The organism is Pseudomonas sp. MWU12-2020 (genome assembly GCF_023100605.1).
GTDB lineage: Bacteria > Pseudomonadota > Gammaproteobacteria > Pseudomonadales > Pseudomonadaceae > Aquipseudomonas > Aquipseudomonas fluorescens_H.
The window spans coordinates 83,160-100,271 of record NZ_JALMEX010000002.1 but is presented as its reverse complement, the minus strand read 5'-3'; the positions used below and the strand labels follow the sequence as shown (position 1 = coordinate 100,271).

The 17,112-nt window shown below is 59.4% G+C and carries 15 protein-coding genes; 4 read left to right on the top strand and 11 right to left on the bottom strand.

The features are described 5' to 3' along the window. Window positions 1-24 precede the first annotated feature (24 nt). On the bottom strand, window positions 25-2,295 hold the full coding sequence (gene rlmKL, locus M0814_RS04765) for a bifunctional 23S rRNA (guanine(2069)-N(7))-methyltransferase RlmK/23S rRNA (guanine(2445)-N(2))-methyltransferase RlmL (protein ID WP_103484613.1): 2,271 nt from the start codon (window positions 2,293-2,295) through the stop codon (window positions 25-27). A 532-nt stretch (window positions 2,296-2,827) separates the two neighbouring features. Here rlmKL and M0814_RS04760 point away from each other — a divergent pair. Continuing rightward, complete coding sequence (locus tag M0814_RS04760; RefSeq protein WP_003223300.1) at window positions 2,828-3,043, top strand: ribosome modulation factor; 216 nt, start codon at window positions 2,828-2,830, stop codon at window positions 3,041-3,043. Between the two features lie 286 nt (window positions 3,044-3,329). On the opposite strand, the gene M0814_RS04755 is transcribed toward M0814_RS04760, so the two are convergent. The 9 genes from M0814_RS04755 to ppsA form a co-directional block, all read right to left on the bottom strand. Further along, entirely contained in the window at window positions 3,330-4,349 is a 1,020-nt protein-coding gene (locus M0814_RS04755) for a quinone-dependent dihydroorotate dehydrogenase (protein ID WP_003223297.1), read from the bottom strand. 124 nt (window positions 4,350-4,473) lie between these two features. Next, the gene (locus M0814_RS04750) at window positions 4,474-5,451 is read right to left on the bottom strand and encodes an OmpA family protein (protein WP_103484614.1); all 978 of its coding nucleotides are present in this window, start codon (window positions 5,449-5,451) and stop codon (window positions 4,474-4,476) included. 107 nt (window positions 5,452-5,558) lie between these two features. Further along, window positions 5,559-6,149, bottom strand: a complete 591-nt coding sequence (sigX, locus tag M0814_RS04745) for an RNA polymerase sigma factor SigX (RefSeq protein ID WP_011333251.1) — start codon at window positions 6,147-6,149, stop codon at window positions 5,559-5,561. A gap of 87 nt (window positions 6,150-6,236) precedes the next feature. Further along, the gene (locus tag M0814_RS04740) at window positions 6,237-7,061 is read right to left on the bottom strand and encodes a mechanosensitive ion channel domain-containing protein (protein WP_003223294.1); all 825 of its coding nucleotides are present in this window, start codon (window positions 7,059-7,061) and stop codon (window positions 6,237-6,239) included. A gap of 2 nt (window positions 7,062-7,063) precedes the next feature. Further along, window positions 7,064-7,312, bottom strand: coding sequence for a hypothetical protein (locus tag M0814_RS04735; protein WP_003223293.1), 249 nt, complete (start codon window positions 7,310-7,312; stop codon window positions 7,064-7,066). A gap of 63 nt (window positions 7,313-7,375) precedes the next feature. Then, window positions 7,376-8,371, bottom strand: coding sequence for a zinc transporter ZntB (locus tag M0814_RS04730; protein ID WP_103484615.1), 996 nt, complete (start codon window positions 8,369-8,371; stop codon window positions 7,376-7,378). A 25-nt stretch (window positions 8,372-8,396) separates the two neighbouring features. Next, the gene (gene rraA, locus M0814_RS04725) at window positions 8,397-8,888 is read right to left on the bottom strand and encodes a ribonuclease E activity regulator RraA (protein WP_103484616.1); all 492 of its coding nucleotides are present in this window, start codon (window positions 8,886-8,888) and stop codon (window positions 8,397-8,399) included. Window positions 8,889-9,113: 225 nt separating this feature from the next. Continuing rightward, entirely contained in the window at window positions 9,114-10,103 is a 990-nt protein-coding gene (locus M0814_RS04720; RefSeq protein ID WP_103484617.1) for an alpha/beta fold hydrolase, read from the bottom strand. A 187-nt stretch (window positions 10,104-10,290) separates the two neighbouring features. Then, the gene (ppsA, locus tag M0814_RS04715; RefSeq protein ID WP_003223284.1) at window positions 10,291-12,666 is read right to left on the bottom strand and encodes a phosphoenolpyruvate synthase; all 2,376 of its coding nucleotides are present in this window, start codon (window positions 12,664-12,666) and stop codon (window positions 10,291-10,293) included. Between the two features lie 173 nt (window positions 12,667-12,839). Between ppsA and M0814_RS04710 the strand changes: the two genes are divergently transcribed. Then, window positions 12,840-13,658, top strand: a complete 819-nt coding sequence (locus M0814_RS04710; RefSeq protein ID WP_003223283.1) for a pyruvate, water dikinase regulatory protein — start codon at window positions 12,840-12,842, stop codon at window positions 13,656-13,658. A 114-nt stretch (window positions 13,659-13,772) separates the two neighbouring features. Here M0814_RS04710 and M0814_RS04705 read toward each other — a convergent pair whose 3' ends face one another. Continuing rightward, window positions 13,773-15,182: a PLP-dependent aminotransferase family protein gene (locus M0814_RS04705; RefSeq protein WP_103484618.1), complete on the bottom strand. Its 1,410-nt coding sequence runs from the start codon at window positions 15,180-15,182 to the stop codon at window positions 13,773-13,775. A gap of 91 nt (window positions 15,183-15,273) precedes the next feature. Here M0814_RS04705 and M0814_RS04700 point away from each other — a divergent pair, with 91 nt between their 5' ends. Next, window positions 15,274-16,194, top strand: a complete 921-nt coding sequence (locus tag M0814_RS04700; protein WP_103484619.1) for an EamA family transporter — start codon at window positions 15,274-15,276, stop codon at window positions 16,192-16,194. Between the two features lie 66 nt (window positions 16,195-16,260). Beyond that, window positions 16,261-16,989, top strand: a complete 729-nt coding sequence (locus tag M0814_RS04695) for an alanyl-tRNA editing protein (protein ID WP_003223279.1) — start codon at window positions 16,261-16,263, stop codon at window positions 16,987-16,989. Window positions 16,990-17,112 lie beyond the last annotated feature (123 nt).

Here is a 17,112-nt window from a genome sequence, read left to right as displayed (position 1 = left end):
CTGTGGATCCAACCAGGTCAAGTGTCAACGAGCCGTGATTTTCCAGGCGCGGTGAATCTTGGTGTTGCGGGCAAAATCCGGATCGATGGTCTGCGCGCTGATTTCCTCGACCGCGTAACGCTCGGCCAGGTTCTCCTCCAACTGGAACTTGCGGAAGTTGTTCGAGAAGTACAGCACGCCACCCGGAGCCAGGCGCGCCATGGCCAGATCGATCAACTGCACCTGATCACGCTGCACGTCGAAGATGCCTTCCATGCGCTTGGAGTTGGAGAAGGTCGGCGGATCGATGAAGATCAGGTCGTACTCTTCGCGGCAGCTTTCCAGCCACGCCATCACGTCGCCCTGCTCCAGACGGTTCTTGTCGGAGAACCCGTTCAGCGACAGGTTGCGTCGCGCCCAGTCCAGATAAGTCTTCGACAGGTCGACGCTGGTGGTGCTGCGCGCACCGCCCTTGGCCGCGTGCACACTGGCTGTCGCGGTGTAGCAGAACAGATTGAGGAAGCGCTTGCCGGCAGCCTCTTTCTGAATTCGCATGCGGATCGGCCGGTGGTCGAGGAACAGACCGGTGTCGAGGTAGTCGGTGAGGTTCACCAGCAGCTTGACGCCGCCTTCGCTGACCTCGTTGAACTTGCCCTGCGCCGCCTGACGCTCGTACTGCTTGGTACCGCTCTGACGCTCGCGGCGCTTGACCACCACGCGGCTCTTGTCGACGTTCAGCGCCTGCGGGATCGCCGCCAACGCGTCGAACATGCGCGCCGAGGCTTTTTCCGGATCAATCGACTTCGGCGCCGCGTATTCCTGCACGTGCACCCAGTCGTGATACAGGTCGATGGCCATGGCGTATTCCGGCATGTCGGCATCGTAGACGCGGTAGCAGTCGATGCCTTCGCGCTTGACCCACTTGCTCAGCGCCTTGAGGTTCTTTTGCAGGCGGTTGGCAAACATCTGCCCGCCTTCGCTCAGGCGCGGCTGCTCGATCACTGGCGCCGGGGCGGGCGTCGGTTTGATCGGGTTGCCGTTCTTGTTGAACTTGCGCTCTTGCGGCTCGTTCGGGGTCTGATCGTAAGCCGCTTGCTCACGCTCGGCCTGACGCTGTTCCGGGGTACGCCGCTCGCCCGTGACGAACTGATCCGGCAGCACCTTGATCAACAGCAGCTTGCACGGCAGCGCGCCGTTCCAGAACGAATACTGCTTGTGGCTGCGAATGCCCATGCGCTTGCCCAGATCCGGCGCGCCAGTGAACACCGCCGCTTCCCAGTTCAGGCAGGCCTGACGCAGACGCTCGCCAAGGTTCTGGTAGAGGTAAAGCAGGCTGGCTTCGTCGCCCAGACGCTCGCCGTACGGCGGGTTGCAGATCACCAGACCTTTCTGGTTCTGATCCGGACGCGGCTCGAAGGTCGCGACTTCGCCCTGATAGATCTTGATCCACTCGCTCAGACCAGCGCGCTCGACGTTGTTGCGGCCCGGTTGAATCAGGCGCGGGTCGGCTTCGTAACCACGAATCCACAGCGGCGGCTTGGCCAGACCGACAGCAGCGCGCTCAACCGCTTCTTCATGGAGTTTTTTCCACAGCGCCGGGACGTGACCGAGCCATGCGGTGAAGCCCCACTGCTCACGGCGCAGGTTCGGCGCCATGTCGGCGGCGATCATCCCGGCTTCGACGAGGAACGTACCGACACCGCACATCGGGTCAGCCAGCGCGCCACCTTCGGCCGCAATGCGCGGCCAGCCGGAACGGATCAGGATCGCTGCCGCGAGGTTTTCCTTCAGCGGCGCCGCGCCCTGCTGCAGGCGGTAACCGCGCTGGTGCAGGCTGTGGCCGGAAAGGTCGAGGGACAGGATCGCTTCGCCGCGATCCAGGCGCAGGTGAATGCGCAGATCCGGGTTGAGCTTGTCGATGCTTGGGCGGTCGCCCTGCGGGGTACGCAGTTTGTCGACGATGGCGTCTTTGACTTTCAGTGCGCCGAAGTGGGTGTTGTCGATACCCGAACCGTGGCCGCTGAATTCAACGGCCAGGGTGCCGTCGGAGAGCATGTGATCCTGCCACTCGACGTCGAGCACGCCGTGATACAGGTCTTCAGCGTCTTTCATCGGGAAGCGCTTGAGCACCAGCAGCACCCGGTTGGCCAGACGCGACCACAGGCACAGGCGATAAGCGGTTTCCATGGTGGCCATGCCACGCACGGCGGAGGTGTGCTCGCGAGCTTCTTCAAGGCCAAGCCCGACGGCTTCCTCGATAAGCAGGCCTTCAAGGCCTTTGGGGCAAGTGAGGAAGAGTTCGAAACGATCGGACATGGTATTTCCAGAGCCTTTGGCTAGTGAATCGACAACGCATTGCCGATCCGGTTTTCAATCAGGCGCTTTTCTAAAAGAGCGCCCGCGTGGCACGAAGGTGTGCCGTTCCATCCCCGCTGCTCGGGTTAAAAGAGCTTAGATGCCGGGACAGATAAAAAAGTTGATGAAACAAAAAGTCTTAAAGCGACCCTTCGTCGCTTAGTAACCGAGCGTAAACGTGGGTCATTCTCACTAAAGGATTAACCCCATCATCCAGCGCGGGGCCGATCATACCGGGGTTTGGTGAAAATTCGTTCATGAAACCACTCGTTACTTATGGCTGTAGCACTATTTTCGTTACGTCCTTATGACAAAACGATCATTCCCTCAATGTGACTCATTGGTTAGAACTGGACACAGGTTGACGTCGCAACGGCGTCAACACCTTGGCTCGCCACGCCGGCAGCGAGCCGCCCAACGGCAGAGTTTTTTCTGCCAGACCTCGGTTGAGGTCAACGCGACAAAAACAGTCAACAAGTGAGGGAAACACCCTATGAGAAGACTTAAGCGTGATCCGTTGGAAAGAGCATTTTTGCGCGGATATCAATATGGCGTTGGTGGCAAATCCCGCGAGCTTTGCCCATTTACTCTACCGTCGGTACGCCAAGCCTGGATCAACGGCTGGCGAGAAGGACGCGGCGACAACTGGGACGGTATGACCGGCACTGCGGGGATCCACAGACTCAACGAACTTCACGCCGTCGGCTAACACAGGGCACTTATTGCAATACGACAATCTGAATTTATAGCGACTTACCATGCACGTCCTTCCCGGACGGCGGGCTGCGGCCCAGGGGCTCCTTCGAGGAGCCCTTTTTTATGCCTGCCCCGGACGATACAGCTCCCTGTGGCGAGGGGATTCATCCCCGATGGGCTGCGAAGCGGCCCCGAATCCATCCACCCCAGTGTGCCAGGCGAACGGCGGAAGCAAATTTTACGACTGCTGCGCAGCCGATCGGGGATAAATCCCCTCGCCACAGAGCCCTCAGAAAACCTCAGCGCAGGGCGGCGATGGCGTCGACCGATTCGCGAATCAGCGCCGGGCCTTTATAGATGAAGCCCGAGTAAATCTGCACCAGACTCGCACCCGCGGTGATCTTCTCCGCCGCATGCTTGCCTTCAGTGATCCCGCCCGCCGCGATGATCGGCAAACGACCACCCAGCTCAGCCGCCAACACCTTCACGGTATGCGTGCTCTTGTCGCGCACCGGAGCGCCGGACAGACCGCCCGCCTCGTCACCATGCTCCATGCCTTCGACGCCAACGCGGCTCAGGGTGGTGTTGGTAGCGATCACCGCGTCCATCCCGGTTTCGATCAATGCCTGGGCAACCTGCGCGGTTTCTTCGTCGGTCATGTCCGGGGCGATCTTGATCGCCAGTGGTACGTGCTTGCCGTGGCGCAGGGCCAGTTCGGCGCGGCGCGTGGCCAGATCCGCCAGCAGCTGCTTGAGCGAATCACCGAACTGCAGGCTGCGCAGGCCCGGGGTGTTCGGCGAGCTGACGTTGACCGTGACATAGCTGGCGTGGGCATACACCTTGTCCAGGCAGATCAGGTAGTCATCCACTGCACGCTCGACCGGGGTGTCGAAGTTCTTGCCGATGTTGATCCCCAGCACGCCCGTGTATTTGGCCGCGGCGACCCGCGCCAGCAGGTTATCCACACCCAGGTTGTTGAAGCCCATGCGGTTGATGATCGCCTCGGCTTCCGGCAGGCGGAAGATCCGTGGTTTCGGGTTGCCCGGCTGCGGACGCGGGGTCACGGTGCCGATTTCGACGAAACCGAAACCCAACTGCGAGAAGCCGTCGATGGCCGCGCCGTTCTTGTCCAGACCGGCCGCCAGACCCACCGGGTTCGGGAAGTCCAGGCCCATGACCGTCACCGGCACGTTCGCCGGCTTCTTGCACAGCAAGCCGTTGAGGCCCAAACGCCCACCCGCGCCGATCAGATCAAGCGACAGATCGTGGGAGGTTTCCGGAGAAAGTTTGAACAACAGCTGACGGGCCAGGGTGTACATGGGCGGCGATGACTCGGGCGGCGAAAAGAGGTGGCGATTATAGCCGGGCTTATGGCTTCAACACCAAATCGCAGACAAAGAAAAGCCCGGCCTGAGCCGGGCTTTTCTCAAAGCGGCGAGCTAATTACTTAGCTTGAGCTTCAACCTGCGCTTCTACGCGACGGTTTACAGCGCGGCCAGCTTCAGTGCTGTTGTCAGCAACTGGGCGGGTTTTGCCGTAGCCAACCGAGTTAACGCGGGACGATTCAACACCGTACTGCTGAGTCAGAACTTTCTTAACAGCGTCTGCACGACGCTGAGACAGTTTCTGGTTGTAAGCGTCAGGACCGACGGAGTCAGTGTGACCTTCAACAGTGGTGTGGGTCGCTGGGTACTGCTTCATGAAGTCAGCCAGGTTCTTGATGTCAGCGTAGCTGTTAGGCTTGACGACCGACTTGTCGAAGTCGAACTTGACGTCCAGCTCAACACGAACAACTTCAGCAACTGGAGCTTCAACTGGAGCTTCTGCAACTGGCTCTGGAGCTGGAACTGGAGCAGGAGCTGGCTTGCCGCCACCGCCGAAGTTCACACCCAGGCCAACAACTGGAGCGTAGTTCCAGCGACCGTTGTCCAGTTTGTAGTCAGCGTCTACACCAGCACGGGCGTAGAAGTTTTCAGCGAAGTAGTACTTAACGCCAGCGCCAGCAGTCAGGTAGGTCGACTGGTCACGACCAGTGTGACCGTCGTCTGCAACGTTGGTCAGGCTGCCGTGCTTAACACCACCGGAAACGTAAGGACGCAGAGCGTCGCCAGCGTTGTTGAAGTGGTACTGAGCGTTCAGACCGAAGTTGTCACCGTGCAGTTTCTGGCTGCCGGTACCGTCGTTCGAACGGGTGTGGTTGTTCTTGTCGTAGGTCAGGTTCAACGACACGTCGTCGGTCAAGAAGTAACCGATAGAGGCGCCTGGGTTGAAGCCGTCTTCGACGTGATCAACACTGTCGTTGTACTGCTTCTTGTAGAACAGTTCGCCTTCAACTGCGCCTTGGCCTTGTGCCAATGCGCCGAACGAAGTAGCGGCAATCAAAGAACCAATGGCCAAGCCCAAGGTGTTTTTCAGTTTCATCCGTTAAATCCCCATCTGGTGATTGTGAAGCAGTCCCGCAAACCGGGGGACAACTCGGCGGCAAGTCTATCAGAACTTGCCTACACGTAAGAGATATTTGCGCTGAACTAAGTTTCAGCAATGCCTGCAAATTTCTCACGTAATTTGTCTAGAGCACGTTTGTACCGCATTTTTGTCGCACTCAAACCCATGTGCATGATGTCTGCGATTTCCTGAAATTCAAGCTCTGCGACAAATCGCAGCACCAGAATTTCACGGTCAATCGGGTTCACATACACCAGCCAGCGATCGAGTCCGCCCTTCTCCTCGGGTTTCGGCGCCTTTTCTTCCGACGCTTCTTCCAGGGGGTCCAGACTCAAGGCGTCCATCAAGCGACGCTTTCGCCGTTCTTTCCGATACTGCGTGATGCATTCGTTGTAAGTGATGCTGTACAGCCAGGTTTTGAACTTCGATTTCCCCTCGAAATTCTTCAGGCCGTACAGCACCTTCAGCATCACTTCCTGACAGACATCGTCTGCGTCGCGATCGTTCCCAAGATATCTCGCACAAACGTTAAATAATGTTCGCTGGTAACGCCGCATCAGCTCTTCATAGGCGCGCGTTACGTGAAACAGCTCGGTATGCGAGCGCGCGACCAACTCCTCATCAGAGAGCTCACGGGGGTCATAGCGCGTGGATAGCGTTTGGGCTTTATTCAAAACAAGTCGTGCCGACAGTCAGGTCAATGTCCGCCGCTACCCTCTCAGGGCATTTTGCGGCGGCATACATTAGCAGGGTTTGCCGGGTTAGCGGCTACTCACATGCTGTTCCAGCAGGATCCGATTGGAGAGTGAGACTAGCTCACCGTCATCGGTCAGCAATGTGGTTTTAACCGTGCCGATCTCTTCGATCTGGCCTTCGACCTCGCCAACACGCACTTGTTGCCCAACCTGATACAACTCACGCACATAGATTCCCGCAAGAATCTGACCGGCAATTTCCCGGCTTCCCAATCCCATCGCCAGCGCAACCGCCAGACCAACGGTAATCAATACAATAACAATTACATGGTTAAGCAGGTCGGTCTTGACTTCAAGCTGACTGATCGCGACCGAGATGCTGATGATGATCACCAGCCCTTGGGCAATTCGGCCCAAACCTGAAGCGTAGTCCAGCCCTACGCCTTCTGCCGCGCCGCGCACCAGCCCGTTGGCCAGCTGCGCAAGCAATACGCCCACCAGCAACACCAGAGCGGCGCCGAAAACTTTCGGCAAATACAACGCCAGCATGTCCAGCGTAGCTGAAACTCGCTCAAGTCCAAGGGACTCTGCCGCGGAAACCAGAAAAATCAGCAAAACGAACCAGTAGACGATCTTGCCGATCAAGGTCGAGATCGGCACCTGAAGCCCGGCGCGCGACATCAACTTGGTCAGTCCGGTGCCGCCCATCAGGCGATCAAGGCCCAGTTTGGCGAGCAATTTGGAGAGCAAGGTATCGAGCAGCTTGGCCACCACGAAACCCAACAGCAGCACCACCAGTGCGCCGAACAGGTTCGGAATGAAATTAGCGACTTTGGTCCACAACGCAGTCATTGCAGTGACGAGGCTCTGAGTCCAGAGATCAAGTTCCATATTCAATCAGCCTTATCAGCAGTGCGAGCGGTAGTTTTACGAAGACGGGAAACCGGCGAAACGTGGGCCGATCCATTATTCAGGGCGATCATCAGCGCGGGCAGCCAGCGGCCCAGCAGGCTGAACAGATCACCGGCGCCAACCTGGCGGTTGGCGGTTTTGAGCACGCGACCCAGGCATGCATCGTCGTCACGGCTGGACGGCGAGGCGTTGAGCATGTCGCGCAAAGACTGTTCAAACGGATCGTGCATACGCACCTCTCGTGATGTCTGTGAAAGACGCGGGCAAATTTGGTCGGGTCACATATTGCATATTCATACCCAGCGCAAACGGCGGAATAACCACCATTGACCAAAGGCCATCGCCAACACCGTCAGACAGGCGATCAGGAAGCCGTAAGGGCTGCTCGAGAACGGAATTCCGCCCACGTTTATGCCCAACAGACCGGTGAGAAAACTCATCGGCAAAAAAATACAGGTGATGATGCCGAAGCGATACATCGTGCGATTCATGCGCACGTTCAAACGCCGGTCTTCAGCCTCCAGCACAAGCCCCATGCGCTCTCGAGTCAATTCGAGCTCTTCGAGATAGCGGGTCAGGCTGTTGTTCAATTCGTTCCAGTAGTCGGCGTCATCGTCGACAAACCACGGCAGTTTTATCCGCGTCAGCTGTCCGAAAATATCCCGCTGCGGCGCGAGGAAACGCTTCAGTCCGGCAGCCCGGCGGCGGATGTGCAAAATCGAGCCATGCTCGGGGGTATACCGTTCGTCGGCATCCAGCCGCTCTTCCTCTTCATCGACCAGTTCCGACAGGCACGTGACCAGATCCTGCACCTTGTGGGTGAGGAATTGCGCCAGATACAGGATCAGTTCGGAGGACGTTTTCGGGCCTTTGCTCTCGCCCAACAGCGCCAACAACTCATCGGTGGCGCGCAGCGGGCGCAGACGCAGAGAGATGACCCGTTGCGCCGAGGCGAAAATCCGCACCGAAACCATGTCTTCCGGCTCGGCACCTGGATTCAGGTTGACCCCGCGCAGAAACAGCAGCAGTTCGGCATCGGGCAATGGCAACAGGCGCGGCCGAGTGTTCTCTTCCAGCAGCAGGTCGCAGGCGAATTCATTCAGGCCGCTGGATTTGCGCAGCCAGGTCTGGGTTTGCGGATGACTGCGATCCCAATGCAGCCACAGACTCTCATGGGCCTGTAGCTGCAGATCGTCGAGCTCGGTCCTGGCTATCGAACGCGCACCGCCCTTACCGTCCAGCACCAGGGCATGCACCAGCCCCCACTGCGCGTTTTCTTCCTCGAACATCCGCATCCCTTTGTTCTGCCGCTGTTTATTCAGGCATCTTCAGCGGGCTCGGCGAGATGATCACGCCGTTGTTGTCCGCATAAATGTAGTGGCCCGGGTGGAACGTCACGCCGGCGAAAGTCACCGGTACGTTAAGGTCGCCGATACCGCGTTTTTCAGTCTTCATCGGATGGCTGGCCAGGGCCTGGACTCCGAGATCGGTCTGGGCGATGACGTCAACGTCACGAATGCAGCCGTAGATCACCAGCCCTTCCCAACCGTTTTTCGCGGCTTTCTCGGCGATCATGTCGCCCAACAGCGCGCGACGCAGCGAACCGCCGCCATCGACCACCAGCACTTTGCCGTCACCCTTGAGTTCGGCTTGCTCTTTGACCAGCGAGTTATCTTCGAAACATTTGATGGTCACGATTTCGCCGCCGAAAGAATCACGGCCGCCGAAATTGCTGAACATCGGTTCCAGCACCTGCACCAGCTCCGGATAGGCGTCGCACAGGTCAGGCGTGAGGTAATGGTTCATCGAGAAACTCCTGTTAAAGGAAGACGATCTAGGATGCCGCATTCTTTTGAGACGAGCTCCGGCAGTCGCTGTTTACCCTGATTCATGCAATGTTCGCTGAATGAACCTGAACATACGCTGAAACGTAATAGCTAAACAGCCACCATTTATGACCAGAACCGCACAATGCGTCATATCTTAGCCGCAAGCCGACCTGAGCGAAATGCCCTTTTCAGAGCCTTGGCCTCAACCCGCGGCCGCCAGATCCGGCTTGTCGCCGAGCAATGGCGTCTGCTGATCCTGCAGCCAGCGCGCCACCAGCGGCCAGACTTCGGCCTGTGCAGCCTTGCTCACCAGCATCTCGACGTGACCGAAATTGTCCCTGAAGCCCTGCTCACGCCCCAGATTGACGAATTGCTTGTGCTCGGAGCCGATCTGCTCGAACAGCTTGCGACAGGCCCACGCCGGATCCTGATGATCGCCCGCCGCCGTCACGGCCAGCACCGGCACCTGAACCTCGGCCAGACCGGCCCACCAATCCTTGTCCTTGTCACCAAAACGTCCAAACAAGCCGTACCAGCGCATGCTTTCCAGCGCCAGGCCGATCGGCTCGTCCTCCGGGCCGCGCTTGAGGCGTGAGCCGGACAATTGCGCGAAACGCTTGAGAATGAAGCGCCCGCTCCACTCCACCGGTGGAATCTTCAGCGGCCAGTACGTGCGACTGACCTGCGTGCCGAAAAACGCCGCGGAAGCCACGGCTGGCTCGCCAAGGTATTCGCCACCCAGCGCCGCCGCCAGGGTAATGCCGCCCAGCGAATGGCCGATCCAGTGTGGCACCTGCCCGCTCTGCTCGCGCACGAACGCGGCAATCGCCGGCAGATCGTACCGGGCGTAGTCAGCCACGCGGTTGCGGCGGTAGTCCTGGTTGCGCTGCGACAGGCCATGGCCGCGCATCTCCGGAATCCATACATCAAAACCCAGACGCGTCAGGTACGCGCCCAGCCCAAGGCCCTTGGGGGAAAACCAGAAGCGTCGATTGGAAAAACTGCCGTGCAGCAAAATCACCGGCACGCCGCGCGGCGTCGCGTCATCGGCCATGCCCAGACGGGTCACGGCGATCTCCACGGACCAGTCGGGACTGTTGCCGGGTTTCAATCGATACACATCTTCGCTCAGATCACCGCGACGTTCGGCGCTGATCAGGGCGACAGGAAACAGGTTGCTGCTGCTTTGCATAATGCTCTTGCACAAAAAAGGGCGGCATCTACAGGAGCCCGCCCTACTTCAATCTCAAAGCCCCCGACCTTTGTGGGAGCGGGCTTGCTCGCGAAAGCGGTGTATCAGCCAATATTTGTGGCGGATCTTATTCCGTCTTCGCGAGCAAGCTCGCTCCCACAAGGGGAACGGGCCGTTCACATATGGTTCAAGCCTGGGCCTGACCTTCCGCGAGGAAGAACCAGGTTTCCAGTACGGAGTCCGGGTTCAGCGACACGCTTTCGATGCCCTGCTCCATCAGCCACTTGGCCAGATCCGGGTGGTCCGAAGGGCCCTGTCCGCAGATGCCGATGTACTTGCCGGCCTTGTTGCACGCGGCAATCGCGTTGGCCAACAGCTTCTTGACCGCCGGATTACGCTCGTCGAACAGGTGCGCGATGATCCCGGAGTCACGGTCCAGGCCCAGGGTCAGCTGAGTCAGGTCGTTGGAACCGATCGAGAAACCGTCGAAGAATTCGAGGAATTCTTCAGCGAGAATCGCGTTGGATGGCAGTTCGCACATCATGATCACGCGCAGGCCATTGTCGCCACGGGCCAGGCCGTTTTCGGCGAGCAGATCGACCACCTGGCTGGCTTCGCCGAGGGTACGGACGAACGGCACCATGATTTCGACGTTGGTCAGGCCCATCTCGTTGCGTACGCGTTTCAGTGCGCGACACTCGAGTTCGAAGCAATCGCGGAACGCTTCGCTGATGTAACGCGAAGCGCCACGGAAGCCCAGCATCGGGTTTTCTTCTTCCGGCTCGTAGAGCTTGCCGCCGATCAGGTTCGCGTATTCGTTGGACTTGAAGTCCGACAGACGCACGATGACCTTCTTCGGCCAGAACGCTGCAGCGAGGGTGCTGATGCCTTCCACCAGTTTTTCGACGTAGAAGCCGACCGGATCGTCGTAACCGGCGATGCGCTTGTCGACGCTGTCCTTGATTTCCTGCGGCAGGCCGTCGTAGTTCAGCAGTGCTTTCGGGTGCACGCCGATCATGCGGTTGATGATGAATTCCAGACGGGCCAGGCCGACACCGGCGTTCGGCAGTTGCGCGAAGTCGAAGGCGCGGTCCGGGTTGCCGACGTTCATCATGATCTTGAACGGCAGCTCCGGCATGGCGTCCACGGAGTTCTTCTTGACGTCGAAGCCCAGCTCGCCTTCGAAGATGTAACCGGTGTCACCCTCAGCACAGGACACGGTCACGCCCTGGCCATCCTTCAGCAGTTGGGTGGCGTTGCCGCAACCCACAACCGCCGGAATCCCCAGTTCACGGGCGATGATCGCCGCGTGACAGGTACGCCCGCCACGGTTGGTGACGATGGCGCTGGCGCGCTTCATCACCGGTTCCCAGTCCGGGTCGGTCATGTCGGAGACCAGCACGTCGCCGGCCTGGACTTTGTCCATTTCCGAGACGTCCTTGATGATCCGCACCTTACCGGCGCCGATGCGCTGGCCGATGGCACGACCTTCCACCAGCACGGTGCCGGTTTCTTTCAGCAGGTAACGTTCCATGACGTTGGCCTGGGTGCGGCTCTTCACGGTTTCCGGACGGGCCTGCACGATGTACAGCTTGCCGTCGTCACCGTCCTTGGCCCACTCGATGTCCATCGGGCAGCCGTAGTGCTTCTCGATGATCATCGCCTGCTTGGCCAGCTCGCTGACCTCGGCGTCGGTCAGGCAGAAACGCGCGCGTTCGGCCTTGTCGACATCGACGGTCTTCACCGAACGACCGGCCTTGGCCTCGTCGCCGTAGATCATCTTGATCGCCTTGCTGCCGAGGTTGCGACGCAGGATCGCCGGACGACCGGCTTCCAGCGTGCCCTTGTGCACATAGAATTCGTCGGGGTTCACCGCGCCTTGAACAACGGTTTCGCCCAGGCCGTAGGCGCCGGTGATGAACACCACGTCACGGAAGCCGGATTCGGTATCGAGGGTGAACATTACGCCGGCAGTACCGGTTTCCGAACGCACCATGCGCTGCACGCCGGCCGACAGGGCGACCAGTTTGTGGTCGAAGCCCTGGTGCACGCGGTAGGAAATCGCCCGGTCGTTGAACAGCGAAGCGAACACCTCTTTGGCGGCGCGGATAACGTTTTCCACGCCACGGATGTTCAGGAAGGTTTCCTGCTGACCGGCGAACGAGGCGTCCGGCAAGTCTTCGGCGGTAGCGGAAGAACGCACGGCCACGGCCACATCAGGGTTACCGGCCGACAACGCGGCGAACGCGGTGCGAATCTCGGCATTGAGTTTTTCAGGGAATTCGGCGTCCATGATCCATTGACGGATCTGCGCACCGGTCTTGGCCAGTGCATTGACGTCATCGACGTCCAGGGCATCGAGAGCCTTGTGGATCTGATCGTTGAGGCCGCTCAGTTCGAGAAAGTCGCGATAGGCCTGCGCGGTGGTGGCAAAGCCGCCGGGGACCGACACACCGGCACCCGCCAGGTTGCTGATCATCTCGCCCAGGGATGCGTTCTTGCCCCCCACATGCTCAACATCGTGTTTGCCGAGCTTATCGAGGGAAACTACGTACTCTACCAAGGTGATCTCTCCACTAACTGTGTTGGAAAAGCTCAGAAACCGGCAGCTCGGGGGAGCGTTGGCCGGCTGTATGGCCTGGACCTGGAAAATAAGTGAGAATGCGGGCCATTGGCGGCCGGCAATCGCGCCTATCATATCCAAGATTGATGACTAGCTTAAGGCCCAAGGTGCAAATGAAACGATCTGCTTTCTTTATCTCCGATGGCACCGGCATCACTGCCGAAACCCTGGGTCAAAGCCTTCTGGCGCAGTTCGAAAACATTACCTTCAGCAAAGTCACGCGGCCGTATATCGACAACGCGGACAAAGCGCGGGCCATGGTACAACAAATCAACAAAGCCGCTGAAACCGACGGCATGCGCCCGATCATCTTCGACACCATCGTCAATCAGGACATCCGTGAGATTCTCGCGACCTCCAATGGTTTCATGATCGACATTTTCTCGACCTTCCTCGCCCCGCTGGAGCAGGAACTGACTGAGCATTCTTCCTATACCGTCGGCAAGTCGCATTCGATCGGGCACAACTCCAATTACATGGAGCGGATCGAGGCGGTGAACTTCGCTCTCGACAATGACGACGGCGCGCGCACCCACTATTACGACAAGGCCGATCTGATACTAGTGGGCGTGTCGCGTTGTGGTAAGACGCCGACGTGCCTGTACATGGCGATGCAATTCGGCATTCGCGCGGCCAACTACCCGCTGACCGAAGACGACATGGAGCGCCTGACCCTGCCGACCGCCCTGCGCGCCCACCAGCACAAGCTGTTCGGCCTGACCATCGACCCGGATCGCCTCACCGCGATCCGCAACGAGCGCAAGCCCAACAGCCGTTATTCGAGCTACGCCCAGTGCGAATTCGAAGTGCGTGAAGTGGAAAACCTGTTCCGCCGCGAGAACATCCCGCACATCAACTCCACGCATTTTTCGGTGGAAGAGATTTCGGCGAAGATTCTGGTGGAGAAAGGCGTGGAGCGGCGGTTCAAATAGATTTGTGGTGTCTGTTCTGACGCCTTCGCGAGCAAGCTCGCGCCCACAGGTTGATCGAGTTCCTCAAGTTGGAATGCGATCGCATGTGGGAGCGAGCTTGCTCGCGAAGAACGATTACACGGTTTCCGTTAATGCCCGCGCCAGAGCCTCGAACCCGGACAGCAGCAACCGGTCATCCCCCACCGCATTGCACACACTCGCTCGAATGAACTGCGGCACCGCCGCATGCCCGACCGCAAAGGCCTCGGCGGTGGCCACCAGGTAGTTGTTTTCCTTCAGCTCCGCCGCAATCTGCGAGGCGCGCCACAGCTCCGGCACCTCGATCCAGAAGTGCGGGCTATGCGCATCCGCCTTGTAATTGAGCCCCGCCAACACCGGCGCGACCAGCGCCTTGCGCCGGCCGATTTCGCTGATCTGCTCATCCAGCAAACGCTCGGCCATGCCGTTGTCGATCCAGCGGCTCGCCAACTCCATCGCCAGCGGATTGGCCATCCAGCAGGTGCCGCGAATGGCCGCACTCAGGCGCCCGATCAGCGCTTGCGGTGCATGCAGATAACCGACCCGCAGACCGGCTGAAACCGCCTTGCTCAGACTGCCGATCAACACCGCGCGCTCGGCGGCGAAATGGCTCAGCGGCAACGGTCGCTGGCGGGCCAGCACCGCATGTGCGTCGTCTTCGAAAATCAGCAGATTGTGTTGGCGACAGATGTCGGCAATCGCCTCGCGCCGCGGCACGGACATGACTGCTGCCGTCGGGTTCTGAATCGTCGGCGTGCAGTACAACGCCGAGACACGATGCTGCCGGCAGATGTCGTCCAGCGCTGCCGGCAGCAGCCCTTCGTCATCCATTGCGACACCGATGAGTTTGACCCCCAACTGGCGCGCGACGCTGATCAGCCCCGGGTAAGTCAGATGCTCGGTAACCAACGTGTCGCCCGCCTTGAGCAGGCCCATCAAGGCGCACAGCAAGCCATGCTGGCCGCCATTGACGCACAACACCTGATCGGCGTGCGGCTGAAACGCGCCATGACTCAACCAACGCGCCCCTGCCTGCCGATGCCGCAGCAAACCGCTTTCGACGGTGTAACCGGTCAACTGCTGCAAGCCGCGCGGATCACTGGCGAGGCTGTGCAGGGTCTGGCTCATGAATGCCGCTTCCTGCCCGGGGATCGGCTGATTGCGGCTCATGTCGAAACAGGCGCGCGGCTCATCGCTGACATTGCGAAAGCCCTTGTCCTGCGGCCGCTCCATCCCGCGCTCACGCACATAAGTGCCATCGCCGACCCGGGCCACCACCAGACCGACCCGCTCCAGTTCGCCATAGGCGCGACTGATGGTGCCGATGGTCACGCCCAGGCTATCGGCCAACAGCCGGTGCGGCGGCAATTTCGCTCCCGCCGCAATCACGCCTTCGGCGATGGCCTGCTGCACCGCATCCGCCAGGCGCTTGTACTTTACCCCCACCCCGTTGGCGAGGCCGTCGCGGAGGATTGACACCATGGCAATACTTACTTTGACAGTCATTGTCGCCCCGAATAGCGTGCTGAAAACAGGTTCAATCAGGGATAGCCCTTTTCAACAACCGGGTCAATTCCTTTGCTGCGGAGCACCAAGCATGTCGACTGCCATCAGCGCACCGCTGAACATCAGCAAACCCTGGCTCGCCGGATTGCTCACCAGCACCTTGTTTCTGATCGTCTGCCTGAGTTGGGGCACCACGTGGCTGGGGATCAAGATCGCCGTGGAAAGCGTGCCGCCACTGACCGCCGCGGGCCTGCGTTTTCTGATCGCCTTTCCGCTGTTCCTGAGCTTCGCCGCACTGCGCAGGGAACCGCTGTTGTTCCCGCGACAGAGCCGCTGGTTTTTCGTGTTCGTCACGCTGTCGTATTTCAGCCTGCCGTACTACCTGCTCAACTACGGCGAGATGCACGTTTCGTCCGGTCTGACAGCACTGCTGTTCAGTTGCATGCCGGTGTTTATCCTGATTTTTTCCGCGCTGTTTCTGCGCGAGAAAATCCTCCCCGCACAGATGCTCGGTATCGCCATCGGTTTCGCCAGTCTGTTCATGATCATTCGCAGCCAGGGCCTGCATCTGGATCAGGCGGAATGGCTCGGCGTGCTGGCGATTCTGTGCGCAGCGATCCTGCATGCGCTGTGCTACGTGGTAACCAAAAAGCACGGCAGCGCGATCAGCGTGATCACCTACAACACCCTGCCGATCGGCATCGCCGGGCTGATGTTATTTATTGTCGGCTTGAACGTGGAAGCGCCGGTATTCAAGGACGTGACCGCGCGCTCATGGGGCGCTCTGCTGTACCTCGGACTGGTGGCGTCAGTGGGCGGCTTTATCGTGTATTTCATCCTGCTCAAACGCCTGAGCCCGGTGCTGCTGTCGTTCGTGTTCATCATCTTCCCGGTATTCGCCCTGCTCATCGGCGCCTGGTACGAAGGCACGCCGATCTCGCGGGACCTGATGCTGTACTCGGCAATCCTGCTCGCCGGTTTCGCGATCACCAAGTTACCGCTCAAACGCTGAAAGCCCACGACCCGACGTGAGCACAAGGGCTCACACACCACTCAACTTTGAACATCGGAGGTTCAAATGTCGGTACACACCATGGAAACCCTCAGCCTGTTTAACAGCGAACCCTACCGGCGCGCCTTTGGTGCCCGAGTCATCGCAGTGGTCGATCAGGCCGTCGTGCTGGAACACACCCTTTTCTACCCAACCGGTGGCGGGCAACCGGGTGACACCGGGCATTTCAGTCTGGTGGATGGCACGCGGATCGAAGTCACCGGAACGGTGCGCGATCCCCTGCTGCCGTCGATCATCTGGCATCAGGTGCAAGAGTGCCCACCGCAGTTGTGTACCGGCGCATTGGTCAACGCCAGTCTCGACTGGGAGCGGCGCTATCAGCACATGAAGATGCATACCTGCCTGCATCTGCTCGGTGCGCTGATCAATGCGCCGGTCACCGGGTGCAGCATCAGCGCCGACAAGGGCCGACTGGATTTCGATCTGCCGGAAATGACCCTCGACAAGGACAGCATCACCCGCGACCTCAACGCGCTGATCGAACAGGCCTGCACGGTCAATACCCTGTCGATGCCGGCCGCCGAGTACCCCGCCTTGCTGGAGAGGACCGGCAGCAAGACGGTCAAGCCGCCCGTCATTCAGGGTGACTTGCGCATGGTCGAGGTCAGCGGCGTCGACATCCAGCCCTGTGGCGGCACCCATGTGCACAACACCCGGGAAATCGGCCGGGTGTATTGCGAAAAAATCGAGAAGAAAAGCCGCAACAATCGCCGGGTAATCCTGCGTTTCGCCTAGGCGGACGGGCATTTACCGGATGAAAATTTCTTCACTTAAAACAGACACTGTCTTTACGTCTTTGTAACATCTGGAAATATACAATCCGCGCAAGCAGCGCATCCGGTTCCCAAACCGGATGCG

Coding starts and splice junctions, on each gene's coding strand:
- rlmKL (WP_103484613.1), bottom strand. CDS start 2,295: ATGTCCGATCGTTTCGAACTCTTCCTCACTTGCCCCAAAGGCCTTGAA.
- M0814_RS04760 (WP_003223300.1), top strand. CDS start 2,828: ATGAGAAGACTTAAGCGTGATCCGTTGGAAAGAGCATTTTTGCGCGGA.
- M0814_RS04755 (WP_003223297.1), bottom strand. CDS start 4,349: ATGTACACCCTGGCCCGTCAGCTGTTGTTCAAACTTTCTCCGGAAACC.
- M0814_RS04750 (WP_103484614.1), bottom strand. CDS start 5,451: ATGAAACTGAAAAACACCTTGGGCTTGGCCATTGGTTCTTTGATTGCC.
- M0814_RS04740 (WP_003223294.1), bottom strand. CDS start 7,061: ATGGAACTTGATCTCTGGACTCAGAGCCTCGTCACTGCAATGACTGCG.
- M0814_RS04735 (WP_003223293.1), bottom strand. CDS start 7,312: ATGCACGATCCGTTTGAACAGTCTTTGCGCGACATGCTCAACGCCTCG.
- M0814_RS04730 (WP_103484615.1), bottom strand. CDS start 8,371: ATGTTCGAGGAAGAAAACGCGCAGTGGGGGCTGGTGCATGCCCTGGTG.
- rraA (WP_103484616.1), bottom strand. CDS start 8,888: ATGAACCATTACCTCACGCCTGACCTGTGCGACGCCTATCCGGAGCTG.
- M0814_RS04720 (WP_103484617.1), bottom strand. CDS start 10,103: ATGCAAAGCAGCAGCAACCTGTTTCCTGTCGCCCTGATCAGCGCCGAA.
- M0814_RS04710 (WP_003223283.1), top strand. CDS start 12,840: ATGAAACGATCTGCTTTCTTTATCTCCGATGGCACCGGCATCACTGCC.
- M0814_RS04705 (WP_103484618.1), bottom strand. CDS start 15,182: ATGACTGTCAAAGTAAGTATTGCCATGGTGTCAATCCTCCGCGACGGC.
- M0814_RS04700 (WP_103484619.1), top strand. CDS start 15,274: ATGTCGACTGCCATCAGCGCACCGCTGAACATCAGCAAACCCTGGCTC.
- M0814_RS04695 (WP_003223279.1), top strand. CDS start 16,261: ATGTCGGTACACACCATGGAAACCCTCAGCCTGTTTAACAGCGAACCC.